This is a genomic window from Nocardia asteroides, from assembly GCF_021183625.1.
Taxonomy (GTDB): Bacteria; Actinomycetota; Actinomycetes; order Mycobacteriales; family Mycobacteriaceae; genus Nocardia; species Nocardia asteroides_A.
The window spans coordinates 2,200,560-2,213,167 of sequence record NZ_CP089214.1 but is presented as its reverse complement, the minus strand read 5'-3'; the positions used below and the strand labels follow the sequence as shown (position 1 = coordinate 2,213,167).

Genomic DNA, 12,608 nt, shown 5'->3' with positions numbered 1-12,608 from the left:
CGAGAGGCGCGACCATGCAGACCTCGCTGGATACCAGGGACCTGTGGAGCTCGCAGCACAGCGACTGTGCCGCCGAGCCCACCGTCCCGCTCGACACCGACCGCGCCCGCTTCATCTGCAGCATGCACGCGGGCCACGGCCCCGAGTGCCGCCAGTACCTGGCGGCGGCCGCGTTCTGCTACGGCGCCGGATAGCGCTGGTCCAGTTCCAGATTCAGCTCCAGCACGTGCACCGTCGGCTCGCCGAGGAAGCCGAGCGCGCGGCCGTCGGTGTGCGCGTCGACCAGGGCGCGCACCCGCTCCTCCGGCACCCCGCGGGCCGCGGCCACCCGGCGCAGCTGCAGCGCGGCGTACTCCGGGGAGATGTGCGGGTCGAGCCCGCTGCCGCTCGCGGTGACCGCGTCGGCGGGCACCACGGGCGTGGCGCTCGCCGGGCCGCGCACCGGGACCAGCCGGGCCACGGACCAATCCTCCCGCTCCGTCGCGCATTCCACGGGAACGCCGCGGTAGCCGCCGAGGAAGGGGCGGGCCGGGCACGGCTGGTTCACGCTCACCACCCGCACCGGCGTGGTCACCGTGCCGTCGGCGCCGCGCGGGCCGAAGACAGCGAGCACCGCCCCGACGCCGTCGGCGGTGCAGAACGGGCGGGAGCCGTCGACCCCTTCGCGGTCGCCGACCTCTCTGCTCCGCGCGCAGACCTCGGTCAGCAGGCTCGGCGCGGCGGCGGTGTCGACGATGTCCTCCGGGCCGCGGTTGCTCGCGCCGCTTGCCAGGGTGTCGTACCCGTCGCCCGCCGCGGAGGGGCGGCTCTGGAAGTACGCGGGCAGCGCGGAACCGTCGGCGGCGGTGAAGGACTGGCCGAGCAGCCGGGAGCCCGCCACCGTGCCGTCGACGGTGAGCACCGACCCGTCGGCGCGCTCGCGCAGCCCGGGCAGCTGCCCGACGGCGGTCACCGCGAGCGGGTAGGCGAGCCCGGTGACGACGGTGAGCGCGGCCAGCGCGCGCACCGCGGCCAGGTGCTGCCGGATCCAGGTGGTCGTACGCATATCAGGACATCCCGGGGAGAAGGTGGACGAACAGGTCGATGAGCTTGATGCCGAGGAACGGCACCGCGATGCCGCCGATGCCGTAGATCGCGAGGTTGCGCCCGAGCAGCCCGGCGGCGCCGCTCGGCCGGTACCGCACCCCGCGCAGCGCCAGCGGGATCAGCGCGACGATCACCACTGCGTTGAAGATCACCGCCGAGAGGATCGCCGACTGCGCGCTGGCCAGCCGCATGACGTTCAGCGCCGCCAGGCCGGGGAAGAGCGGGACGAACAGCGCCGGGATGATCGCGAAGTACTTGGCGATGTCGTTCGCGATGGAGAAGGTGGTGAGCGCGCCGCGGGTGATGAGCAGCTGCTTGCCGATCGCCACGATCTCGATCAGCTTGGTCGGGTCGGCGTCCAGGTCGATCATGTTGGCCGCCTCCTTGGCCGCGGAGGTGCCGGTGTTCATGGCGACCCCGACGTCGGCCTGGGCCAGCGCGGGAGCGTCATTGGTGCCGTCGCCGGTCATGGCGACCAGCCGCCCGCCCTCCTGCTCCTTCCGGATGAGCGCGAGCTTGTCCTCCGGAGTGGCCTCCGCGAGGAAGTCGTCCACCCCGGCCTGTGCGGCGATGGCGGCGGCGGTGGCCGGGTTGTCGCCGGTGATCATCACGGTGCGAATGCCCATCCGGCGCATCTGGTCGAAGCGCTCGCGCATGCCGTCCTTGACCACGTCGACCAGGGCGAGCACGCCGAGCACCCGCGCGGTGCCGTCGCGCACCTCGCCGACGACCAGCGGGGTGCCGCCCGCGCCCGCGATCCGCTCGACCCGCGCGCCGATCTCGTCCGGCACCGAACCGCCCGCCGAGCGAACCCACTCCACGACCGCGGTGGCGGCGCCCTTGCGCAGCCGGTGGCCGTCGGCGAGGTCGACGCCGGACATCCTGGTCTGCGCGGTGAACGGCACCCAGGTGGCGCCCGGCAGCTCGCCGGTGGTGCGCGCGCGGCGGCCGTGCGCCTCCTTCGCGTGCACCACGATCGAGCGCCCCTCCGGGGTCTCGTCCGCGAGGCTCGAGAGCTGAGCCGCGGCGGCCAGCTCGTCGGGGGTGATGCCGGGGGCGGGCAGGAACTCCGAGGCTCGCCGGTTGCCGAGCGTGATGGTGCCGGTCTTGTCCAGCAGCAGCGTGTTCACGTCGCCCGCCGCCTCCACCGCGCGGCCGGACATGGCCAGCACATTGCGCTGCACCAGCCGGTCCATCCCGGCGATGCCGATGGCCGAGAGCAGCGCGCCGATCGTGGTCGGGATGAGGCAGACCAGCAGCGCGACCAGCACGATGCCGGAGATGCCGTCGGCGGTGAGCGCGAGGGTATCGGCCACCCCGGTGTCGTTGCCGCGCGCGTAGATCGCCATCGGCTGCAGCGTCACCACCGCGCAGAGGAAGACCACGGTGAGCGCGGCGAGCAGGATGTTCAGCGCGATCTCGTTCGGCGTCCGCTGCCGCTTCGCCCCCTCGACCAGGGCGATCATCGTGTCGATGAAGCCGGCGCCCGGCTCCTGGGTGATCTCGACGACGATCCGGTCGGAGAGCACCGTCGTACCGCCGGTGACGGCCGAGCGATCGCCGCCGGATTCCCGGATCACCGGCGCGGATTCGCCGGTGATCGCCGATTCGTCGACCGAGGCGATGCCGTCCACCACGTCGCCGTCGGCGGGCACCACCTCGCCCGCCTCGATGACGACCCGATCGCCGCGGCGCAGCTCGGGGGCGGGCACCCGCTGCTCGGCGCCATCCTCGCCGAGCCTGCGGGCGACGGTGTCGGTGCGGGCCCTGCGCAGCGAATCCGCCTGCGCGCGGCCGCGTCCCTCGGCGACCGCCTCGGCCAGGTTGGCGAAGAGCACGGTGAGCCAGAGCCAGGCCACGACCGCCCACGCGAAGAAGCTCGGGTCGGCCACCGCGAGCACGGTGGACCAGGCCGCGCCGACCTCGACGATGAGCATGACCGGGTTGTGCCAGAGCGTGCGCGGGTCCAGCTTGCGCAGCGCCTGCGGCAGGCAGGTGAGCAGCATGGCCGGGTCGAGCACGCCCGCGCGCACCGCGCCGGGGCGGCGCGGCTCCGGCGCGGGTGCGGCCGGGGCGGGGGAGGAGAGCGTGGAGGTCATGAACCGATTCCTTCGGCGAGCGGGCCGAGCGCGAGGGCGGGCAGGAAGGTGAGCGCGACCAGGACAACGGTCACGCCGGCGACCATGCCGATGAACTGGGGGCGGTGGGTGGGCAGTGTGCCCGCCGACTCCGGGGTCCGGCCCTGCGCGGCGAGCGACCCCGCCAGCGCGAGGACCAGCACGATCGGCAGGAACCGGCCGAAGAGCATGGCCAGCCCGAGCGCGGTGTTGAACCACTCGGTGTTGCCGGAGAGCCCGCCGAAGGCCGAGCCGTTGTTGGCGGCGGCCGAGGTGAAGGCGTAGAGCACCTCGGAGAGGCCGTGCGGCCCGGCGGCGAGCATGCTCGCCCGCTGGCCGGGCATCGCCACCGCGAGCGCGGTGCCGATCAGGACCACCAGCGGCGTCACCAGGATGTAGGCGGCGGCCAGCTTGATCTCCCGCGGGGTGATCTTCTTGCCCAGGTACTCCGGGGTGCGGCCGACCATGAGCCCGGCCACGAACACGGTGATCACCGCGAGCACGAGGATCCCGTACAGCCCGGAGCCGACGCCGCCCGGCGCCACCTCGCCGAGCTGCATGTGGATCATCGTCATCATGCCGCCGAGGCTGGTGTACGCGTCATGGGACGAGTTCACCGCGCCGGTCGAGGTGAGCGTGGTGCCTGCCGCGAAGACCGCCGAGTCGACCACGCCGAAGCGCTGCTCCACGCCCTCGGTGGCGGCGCCGATCGCGGTCGGCACGGTGCCGTCCGCGCGCAGCTGGAAGAACACGGTGAGCGCGATGCCGGTGAGCGCGAGCACGGCCTGCACCGCGAGGACGGCGTAGCCCTGCTTCGGGCTGCCGACCATCCGGCCGAAGGTGCGCGGCAGCGAGAAGGAGATCACCAGCAGCAGGAAGATCTCCAGCCAGTCGGTCCAGGCGGACGGGTTCTCGAACGGGTGTGCGGAGTTGGCGTTGAAGAAGCCGCCGCCGTTGGTGCCGAGCTCCTTGATCGCCTCCTGGCTCGCCACCGGCCCGCCCGGAATCGGCTGTGCCGCACCGGTGAGCGTCTGCGCGACCCGGTCGTGCAGCTGGAAGTTCTGCACCACGCCGCCGACCAGCAGCAGCACCGCGCCGGCGAAGGCGAGCGGCAGCAAAATGCGCACGGTGCCGCGCACCAGATCGACCCAGAAGTTGCCGAGCTCACCGGTGCGGGTGCGGGCGAAGCCGCGCACCAGCGCGACCGCGACCGCCATGCCGACCGCGGCGGAGCCGAAGTTCTGCACCGCGAGCCCGGCCATCTGCACCAGGTGCCCCTGGGTGCTCTCGCCCGCGTAGTTCTGCCAGTTGGTGTTGGTCACGAAGCTGACCGCGGTGTTCCAGGCCAGGGCGGGGGTCAGCTCGGTGCCCGGATCGTTCAGGTGCAGCGGCAGCACCCGCTGCGCCAGCTGGAAGGCGAAGAGCGCGAGCACGCCCACCGCCGAGAAGGCGAGCACGCCGCGGGCGTAGACCGGCCAGCTCTGCTCGACCTCGGGGCGCACCCCGATCACCCGGTAGATCAGCCGCTCGGCGTGCGAGTGCTTCGTCCCCGAGTAGACCCGGTGCATGTAGTCGCCGAGCGGCACGTGCACCAGCGCGAGCGCCGCCACCAGCGAGCCGACCAGCAGCACCGCCCTGACCGTGTCGTTCACCTAGAACCTCTCGGGGAAGAGCAGGGCGGCCAGCGCGAGCAGCGCGACCGGCACCGCGAGCGCCAGGCCGGCGATATTCGCGATCACAGCCGCTCCACCCCGCGCTGGACCAGGCCCAACAGGGCGAACACGGCCACGGTGAGCACCGTGAACACGACGACGGACATCGGGTCGAACCTCCTCGAGCTGCTCCGCGGTGGAGCACGCTCGTTCGAGTGAACGACGCCGGCGCGGCTTTTCCACCGCTCCTTACGGCTTCTTGGCGGGGTGGCGCCCCGCCTTGACGGTTTCTTGACGCGGGGTGCTCGCCGGTCTCGCCGCACGACGTGAACGTCCCTGCGGTACAACGCGATACGAAAGCGTCAGGAAAGGCGGCGATGCCGTCAACGAACCGTAAAGACGCCCGCGCGCGGCGCTCCGCGCGGGCAGAGTGATCGGGGATACCGAGGAACGATGAAGGTGGTGGTGACCGCGGTGGCCGGTTTCCTGTGCGGCATCGCCGCGACCCGTGTGCAGCGCGTGCGCGGGTGGTGAACCGCGGCGAACTGCGGATCTACCTCGGCGCGGCGCCCGGCGTCGGCAAGACCTACGCCATGCTCGCCGAGGCGCACCGTCGCCGGGAACGCGGCCGCGACGTCGTCGCCGCGGTCGTCGAGACGCACGGCCGGGCGCAGACGGCCGCGCTGCTCGACGGGATCGAGCGCATCCCGCCGCGGCGGGTGCCGTACCGCGGCACCGTGCTGGACGAGCTCGACGTGGACGCGGTGCTGCGCCGCGCGCCCGGCATCGCGCTGGTGGACGAGCTCGCGCACACCAACGCGCCCGGCAGCCGCAACCGCAAGCGCTGGCAGGACGTGGACGAGCTGCTCGAGGCCGGGATCGACGTGGTGTCGACGGTCAACGTGCAGCACCTGGAGAGCCTGAACGACGTGGTCGAGCAGATCACCGGGATCGAGCAGCGGGAGACGGTGCCGGACGCGGTGGTGCGCGGGGCGGGGCAGGTGGAGCTGGTCGACATCACCCCGGAGGCGCTGCGGCGCAGGCTCGCGCACGGCAACGTCTACGCCGCCGACCGGGCCGACGCCGCGCTGCGCAACTACTTCCGGCCGGGCAACCTCACCGCGCTGCGCGAGCTCGCGCTGCTCTGGCTCGCCGACCAGGTGGACGCCGCGCTCGCGAAGTACCGCTCCGAGCACCGGATCACCGCGACCTGGGAGGCGCGCGAGCGGGTGGTGGTCGCGGTGACCGGCGGCCCGGAGTCGGAGACGATCGTGCGCCGCGCGGCCCGGATCGCGGGGAAGGCCAGCGCCGAGCTGGCGGTGCTGCACGTGGTGCGCGGCGACGGCCTCGCCGGGGTCTCGGCCGCGCGGCTGGCCCGGCTGCGCGAGCTGGCCGGCGCGCTGGACGCCTCGCTGCACACCGTCACCGGCGAGGACGTCCCGGCCGCGCTGCTCGGCTTCGCCCGCGAGGTCAACGCCACCCAGCTGGTGCTCGGCACCTCGCGCCGCTCGCGCTGGGCGCGGCTGCTCGACGAGGGTATCGGCGCCGCCGTCGTCCGGCGGTCGGGCAAGATCGACATTCACATGGTGACCCACTCCGAGACCCACCGCCCGCTGCGGCGCGCGGCGCTGCGGCCGCGGCGCCCGGCCGCCGCATGGCCCGCCGCGGTGCTGATGCCGCTGCTGGTCTGCGCGCTCTGCGCCTGGCTGCTGGACGGGGTGCTCGACCTGCCGGGGCTCTCCTCGGTCTTCGTGGTCGGGGTGGTGGCCGTCTCGCTCTTCGGCGGGGTGCTGCCCGCGACGGTCTCGGCGCTGCTCTCCGGGCTGCTGCTGAACTGGTTCTTCGCCGCCCCGCGCTACAGCCTCACGGTCGCCGAGCCGGACAACTTCGTCGCGGTGGTGGTGCTGCTCGTGGTCGCGGTGGCGGTGGCCGCGCTGGTCGACATCGCCGCGGCGCGGGCCGAGCAGGCGCGCCGGGCCTCGCGCCAGGCCGAGCTGCTCACCCGGTTCGCCGGCGCGGTGCTGCACGGCGCCGACCTGACCCGGCTGCTGGAGCAGCTCAGGGAGACCTACGCGCAGCGCTGGGCCGCCGTGCTGGACGGCGATGCCGTGGTCGCCGCGGTCGGGGCCGATCCGCCCGCGCGGCCCGCCGAGGCCGACACGGTGGTCGAGTCCGGGGACGGGGGGCTGGTGCTCGCGCTCGCCGGGCGGCCGCTCGCCGCCGCCGACCGGCCGGTGCTCGCCGCCGTCGCCAACCAGGCGGCCGGGCTGGTGCGGCAGGCCAGGCTCACCGAGGAGGCCGGGGCCGCGGTGGCGCTGCGCGAGGCCGACCGGCTGCGCCGCGCGCTGCTCTCCGCCGTCGGGCACGACCTGCGCACCCCGCTGGCCGGCGCCAAGGCCGCCGTCTCCAGCCTGCGCAGCGAGGACGTCGAGTTCTCCCCGGAGGACACCGAGGAGCTGCTGGAGACCGTCGAGGAGTCGGTGGACCAGCTCACCGCGCTGGTGGACAACCTGCTCGACTCCTCCCGGCTCGCCGCGGGCGTGGTCGCGCCCCGGGTCCGCACCGTGTACCTGGACGAGGCGGTGCACCGCGCGCTCGTCGGCATCGGCATGGGCACCCGCGGGGTGCGCCGGGCATCGATGGAGCGGGTCGAGGTCGAGGTCGGCGAGATCGCGGTCGCCGCCGACCCCGGGCTGCTGGAGCGGGTGCTGGCCAACCTGGTGGACAACGCGCTGCGGCACGCCCCGCGCGACGCCCCGGTGCGGGTCAGCGCGGAGCGCGACGGCGACCGGGTGACCGTCGCGGTGGCCGACACCGGCCCCGGCATCCCGCGCGGCGCCGAGGAGCAGGTGTTCGAGCCCTTCCAGCGGCGCGGCGACCGGGACAACACCACCGGCGTCGGGCTCGGGCTCTCCGTGGTGCGCGGCTTCGCCGAGGCCATGGGCGGTACCGTGCACGCCGAGACCACGCCGGGCGGCGGGCTGACCATGCTCGTCGACCTGCCCGCAGCCGAGGAGCCGTCATGACCGATCCGGCCCCGCCGCCGACGGTGCTCGCCGCCGGCCCACCCGGCACGGCGCGGGAGCGCGCATGAGTGATCCGGTCCCCGCGGCGACGACCGTGCTCGTGGTCGACGACGAGCCGCACATCGTGCGCGCGCTGCGGATCAACCTCTCGGTGCGCGGCTACGACGTGGTCACCGCGGGCACCGGCGCCGCCGCGCTGCGCGCCGCCGCCGACCGGCACCCGGACGTGGTGATCCTCGACCTCGGGCTGCCGGACATGGACGGCACCGAGGTGCTCGCCGGGCTGCGCGGCTGGAGCGCGGCGCCGGTGATCGTGCTCTCCGCCCGCACCGACTCCGCCGACAAGGTGGAGGCGCTGGACGCGGGCGCCGACGACTACGTCACCAAGCCGTTCGGCATGGACGAGCTGCTCGCCCGGCTGCGCGCCGCGGTGCGGCGGGCGGGCGCCGACACCGGCGGCGAGCCGGTGGTGATCACCGACTCGTTCACCGTCGACCTCGCCGCCAAGCGGGTCACCAGGCACGGCGAACCGGTGCACCTCACCCCGACCGAGTGGGGGATGCTCGAGATGCTGGTGCGGCACCGGGGCAAGCTGGTCGGCCGCAAGGAGCTGCTGCGCGAGGTGTGGGGCCCCTCCTACGCCACCGAAACCCACTATTTGCGGGTCTATCTCGCGCAGCTGCGGCGCAAGCTGGAGGACGACCCGGCGCACCCGAGGCACCTGCTCACCGAGGCGGGCATGGGGTACCGGTTCCAGGAGTGAGCGGAATGCCCCCGCCCCGCGCGGTGTTGCCCGGCACGACCGTCCCGGCGAATGGCAGGATCGTGACCATGTCCGAGCAGAACACGTCGGCGCTCCGGGTGGAGCGCACCGGCACCCGCGCCTACACCGGCCGCAACGAGCGGGACGCGGTGGTGCGCATCGCCTCCGCGGGCACCCCCGAGGCCTTCACCCCCGGCGAGCTGCTGAAGATCGCGGTCGCCGCGTGCTCCGGGCTGAGCGCCGACTTCTCGCTCTCCCGCAAGCTCGGCGAGCACTTCGACGCCACCATCCGGGTCTCCGGCGACCCGGACCGGGAGAACGAGGTCTACCCCGAGATCGACGAGGTCTTCGAGCTCGACCTCAGCGAGCTCTCCGAGGTCGAGCGGGAGCGGCTGCTGGTGAGCGTGCAGCGCGCCGTCGACAAGGTGTGCACCGTCGGCCGGACGCTGAAGTCCGGGAGCAAGGTGACGCTCTCCTTCGACGTGGAGCTGTAGTGGCCGAGGCCGAGCGGCTCTCCGCCTGGGTGCACGGGCAGGTGCAGGGCGTCGGTTTCCGCTGGTGGACGCGGTCGCGCGCGCTGGAACTCGGGCTCGCCGGGCACGCCACCAACACCGCCGACGGGCGGGTGCACGTGGTCGCCGAGGGGCCGCGGCGGGCCGCCGAGCGATTGCTCGCCCTGCTCCGCTCGCCCGATACGCCTGGCCGGGTCGGTCTTGTTGTGGAAAGCTGGGAGCCCGCGCGGGGCGATCTGTCCGGATTCGAGGAGCGGTAGCGGCGTGAGCACAGACGAACCCCGTCGGGGGGACGAACGGAACGACGGCAGCCGGCCGCAGTGGGAGGAAGGGACCGCCGCCGCCACCGGCCCGGTCTACGAGGAGGGTTCGGCGGCGAACGTGCCCGCGCCCGGCGCGGGATCCGCTGCGCCGACCGGCGCTTCCGGTCCGCAGCCGTCCGCGGAAGAGCCGGATTCCCGCCCCGCGCCGGGCGCGGATCAGCCCGGTACACAGCCGTTCCCGGCGGCAGGGCAGCCCGGCACGCAGCCGTTCCCGGCCGCGGGGCAACCTGGCACGCAGCCGTTTTCGGCGGCGGAGCAGCATGCCCCGCCCCCCTTTCCGTGGCCCGGCGCCCAGCCGCAGGCGGGCGGTTTCCAACCGCCCCCGGGCTCGCTGCCCGGCGCGCACGGAGCGGGCGCACCTGCGGGAAGCACTCCGCCCGAGAGCGGGAAGCGCGCGGGGCGCGTTCAGCAGCAGCGGGCGGGGGTGACGCAGCCCCGCCCACCGACGGTGGCCGAGTCCCGCGCCAGGGACAAGGCGCGCAAGCAGGCCCGCGACGCCGAGCGCGCCGCCGCCGAGGCCGCCGCGGCGAAGAAGCGCTCCCGCAACCGGGTGCTCATCGGCGGCGCCGCCGTGGTCGGCGTCGCCGCGCTGGTCGGCGGCGGCTACCTCGCCTACCTGGCGCTCTCCGCCCCGGAGACGGTGACCGCGTCCTGCGTCGCCACCGACCAGAACGGCAACGAGATCGTCGTCGAGGACACCTACTGCGGCACCGGCCGCCCGGGTTTCGTCGGCGACACCGCGGGCGTCGTCCTGCTGGCGGGCTGGCCGCAGTACCGCTACTACTACGGCGGCTCCACCGCGATCGGCGGCAAGCCGACCGGCGGGACGACGGTGAAGCCGAAGAACACCGAGATCAAGACCAAGACCGGAACCACGGTGCAGCGCGGCGGCCTCGGCAGCAAGATCGGCGGAGGTTCCTAGCGGTGCGACGGGTCCGCGTGGAACCACGGAAGGGCTGGCAGCAGATCGTCGAGGAGCAGGGGCTGGTCTACGGCACCCCCGGCCGCGACGCGCAGGGCAAGCCCCGGCCGTACTGGGACGAATCGGTCTACTACGAGTTCGACATGCCGGAGATCCTCGCCCTGGAGGCGGATGTCGAACTGCTGCACAGCATGTGCCTGAAGGCGGTCGAGCAGGTCGTGCTGACCGAGCGGTACCGCGACTTCGGGCTGCCGGAGTGGAGCTGGCAGCCGATCGCGGAGTCGTGGCGCCGCGCCGACCCGCACGTCTACGGCCGCTTCGACCTGCGCTACGACGCCCGCCGCCCGGCGAAGCTGCTGGAGTACAACGCCGACACCCCCACCTCGCTGCTGGAAGCGGCGATCCTGCAGTGGCACTGGCTCACCGCGCTGTACCCGGACCACGACCAGTGGAATTCGCTGCACGAGAAGCTGGTCGAGCGCTGGGGCGAGCTGCGTGCCATCCTCCCCAGCGACCAGCTGCACTTCAGCTGGTCCGGCGCCGAGCCGACCGGCGAGGACGGCGTCACCACCGCCTACATCCAGGAGACCGCCGCCGAGGCGGGCTTCGACACCATCGGGCTGCCGATCGAGGAGGTCGGCGTCGACACCGAGCTGGAGCGCTTCGTCGACCTGGCCGAGGACCCGATCCAGGCGATCTTCAAGCTCTACCCGTGGGAGTGGGTGCTCGACGACGACTTCGGCAAGCGGGTCGTCGCGAGCCTGCCGCAGACCATGTGGATCGAGCCGCTGTGGAAGACGCTGCTCAGCAACAAGGCCATCCTCGCGGTGCTCTGGGAGATGTACCCCGGCCACCCGAACCTGCTGCCCGCCTACCTCGATCAGCCGAACGAGCTCACCGAGTACATCCGCAAGCCGAAGCTCGGCCGCGAGGGCGCGAACATGACCATCGTCGGCGCCGGGATGGAGACCGCGACCGGCGGCATGTACGGCGAAGAGGGCTTCGTCTACCAGCTGCTCGACCCGCTGCCGCAGTTCGACGACATGCGGCCGGTGCTCGGCGCCTGGATCGTCGGCGACAGCTCGGCCGGGCTCGGCATCCGCGAGACCGCCGGCCTGATCACCGACGACGGCTCCGCCTTCGTCCCGCACCGCATCCCCACCGACGACTGATCGTCAATCCATCGGAAGGACCACGATGACCGCCGCTGTCGCCCTCGAATCGGGCTACTGGAGTTCGCTCGGCGAAGGGGTGGGCGCGATCCTGCTCTACGCCCTCGTCGGCCTGGTGCTCATGCTCGTCGGCTTCTACGCCATCGACCTCACCACCCCCGGGCGCCTGCGCCAGCTGGTGCTGGAGGGCAAGCCGAACGCCATCGTCGTGACGGCGGCGGGCATGCTGAGCATGGCGTTCATCGTGGTGCTCGCGATCTTCGCGGCGTCCGGCAAGCTGCTGGAGGGGCTTATCGCCTCGCTGATCTTCGGGCTGGTCGGCATCATCGCGCAGGTGGTATCGGTGCGGGTGATCGAGAAGGCGCTCGGCATCGATATCGGCGCGGCGCTGCACTCCGAGGCGTACACCCCGGCGGTGCTGGTCGTCGCCGCCGCGCACTTCGCGCTCGGGCTCGTGGTGGCCTTCGCGATTCTCTGAGACCTTGACATTCCACTGTGGAAAAACCATCATGGTTATATTCCATAGTGGAGGGTGACGCCGCGTTCCCTCCCCGCCGAGAGGACTCGAGCATGGACATCGCCACCGGTACCCGCGCCTCCGATGCCGAGCGGGACGCGGTGGTGACGCTGCTCGGCAGGCACCTCGCGGACGGGCGGCTGGATCTGGGCGAGTACGACGAGCGGGTCGCCCGGGTCTACGCCACCCGGTTCCGCGACGACCTCGCCCCGGTGCTCGCCGACCTGCCGCGGCTCGCCGATTCCGCCGCCGCGCAGCCGAAGCCGCGCGGGCGCGGGGTGCGGGGGCTGCCGCTCTGGCAGCAGATCGAGTTCGCGAGCTGGGCCGGGGTGAGCCTGCTCGTCCTGGTGATCTGGGCGGCGATCTCGCTCGGGGTCGGCGAGTTCACCTACTTCTGGCCGGTCTGGGTGATCGGGCCGTGGGGCGCGGTGCTCGCGTTCCGCGTGGTCACCGGGTTCGAGGGGCGGGCCTGCCGCTCCGGGGCCGGGGCGCGGGCGGTGCGGCGGGCGCTCGGCTGA

General features: G+C 73.3%; 12 protein-coding genes. 9 read left to right on the top strand and 3 right to left on the bottom strand.

Annotated features, from left to right (window positions below):
- The first annotated feature begins 14 nt into the window (after positions 1 to 14).
- Positions 15 to 194 carry a hypothetical protein gene (locus LTT61_RS10705; protein WP_233019784.1) on the top strand — a complete coding sequence of 60 codons (180 nt, stop codon included), beginning with the start codon at positions 15 to 17 and terminating at the stop codon, positions 192 to 194.
- Here the strand turns inward: LTT61_RS10705 and LTT61_RS10700 are convergent.
- The 3 genes from LTT61_RS10700 to kdpA are packed head-to-tail and all read right to left on the bottom strand — an operon-like array spanning position 179 to position 4,855.
- Positions 179 to 1,045, bottom strand: a complete 867-nt coding sequence (locus LTT61_RS10700; protein WP_233019783.1) for a potassium-transporting ATPase subunit C — start codon at positions 1,043 to 1,045, stop codon at positions 179 to 181. The genes LTT61_RS10705 and LTT61_RS10700 overlap by 16 nt on opposite strands.
- 1 nt (position 1,046) lies before the next feature.
- The gene (gene kdpB, locus LTT61_RS10695) at positions 1,047 to 3,185 is read right to left on the bottom strand and encodes a potassium-transporting ATPase subunit KdpB (protein WP_233019782.1); all 2,139 of its coding nucleotides are present in this window, start codon (positions 3,183 to 3,185) and stop codon (positions 1,047 to 1,049) included.
- Complete coding sequence (gene kdpA / locus LTT61_RS10690; RefSeq protein WP_233019781.1) at positions 3,182 to 4,855, bottom strand: potassium-transporting ATPase subunit KdpA; 1,674 nt, start codon at positions 4,853 to 4,855, stop codon at positions 3,182 to 3,184. Before kdpA ends, kdpB begins: the two co-directional genes overlap by 4 nt.
- A 530-nt stretch (positions 4,856 to 5,385) precedes the next feature.
- Here kdpA and LTT61_RS10685 point away from each other — a divergent pair.
- The 8 genes from LTT61_RS10685 to LTT61_RS10650 all read left to right on the top strand — a co-directional run bounded on the left by LTT61_RS10685 (position 5,386) and on the right by LTT61_RS10650 (position 12,608).
- A complete protein-coding gene (locus LTT61_RS10685) occupies positions 5,386 to 7,881 on the top strand; it encodes a sensor histidine kinase (protein WP_233020951.1) in 2,496 nt (831 codons plus the stop codon).
- Between the two features lie 64 nt (positions 7,882 to 7,945).
- Positions 7,946 to 8,644 (top strand): response regulator, encoded by a 699-nt coding sequence (locus LTT61_RS10680; RefSeq protein ID WP_233019780.1) that lies wholly within the window; start codon positions 7,946 to 7,948, stop codon positions 8,642 to 8,644.
- A 68-nt stretch (positions 8,645 to 8,712) separates the two neighbouring features.
- Positions 8,713 to 9,138: an OsmC family protein gene (locus LTT61_RS10675; protein WP_233019779.1), complete on the top strand. Its 426-nt coding sequence runs from the start codon at positions 8,713 to 8,715 to the stop codon at positions 9,136 to 9,138.
- Positions 9,138 to 9,416: an acylphosphatase gene (locus LTT61_RS10670; RefSeq protein ID WP_233019778.1), complete on the top strand. Its 279-nt coding sequence runs from the start codon at positions 9,138 to 9,140 to the stop codon at positions 9,414 to 9,416. Before LTT61_RS10675 ends, LTT61_RS10670 begins: the two co-directional genes overlap by 1 nt.
- Positions 9,417 to 9,903: 487 nt before the next feature.
- Entirely contained in the window at positions 9,904 to 10,401 is a 498-nt protein-coding gene (locus LTT61_RS10665) for a hypothetical protein (protein WP_233019777.1), read from the top strand.
- A gap of 2 nt (positions 10,402 to 10,403) precedes the next feature.
- Positions 10,404 to 11,573 (top strand): glutathionylspermidine synthase family protein, encoded by a 1,170-nt coding sequence (locus LTT61_RS10660; protein WP_233019776.1) that lies wholly within the window; start codon positions 10,404 to 10,406, stop codon positions 11,571 to 11,573.
- Between the two features lie 25 nt (positions 11,574 to 11,598).
- Positions 11,599 to 12,051, top strand: coding sequence for a DUF350 domain-containing protein (locus tag LTT61_RS10655; protein WP_233019775.1), 453 nt, complete (start codon positions 11,599 to 11,601; stop codon positions 12,049 to 12,051).
- Positions 12,052 to 12,143: 92 nt separating this feature from the next.
- Positions 12,144 to 12,608 (top strand): DUF1707 SHOCT-like domain-containing protein, encoded by a 465-nt coding sequence (locus LTT61_RS10650; RefSeq protein ID WP_233019774.1) that lies wholly within the window; start codon positions 12,144 to 12,146, stop codon positions 12,606 to 12,608.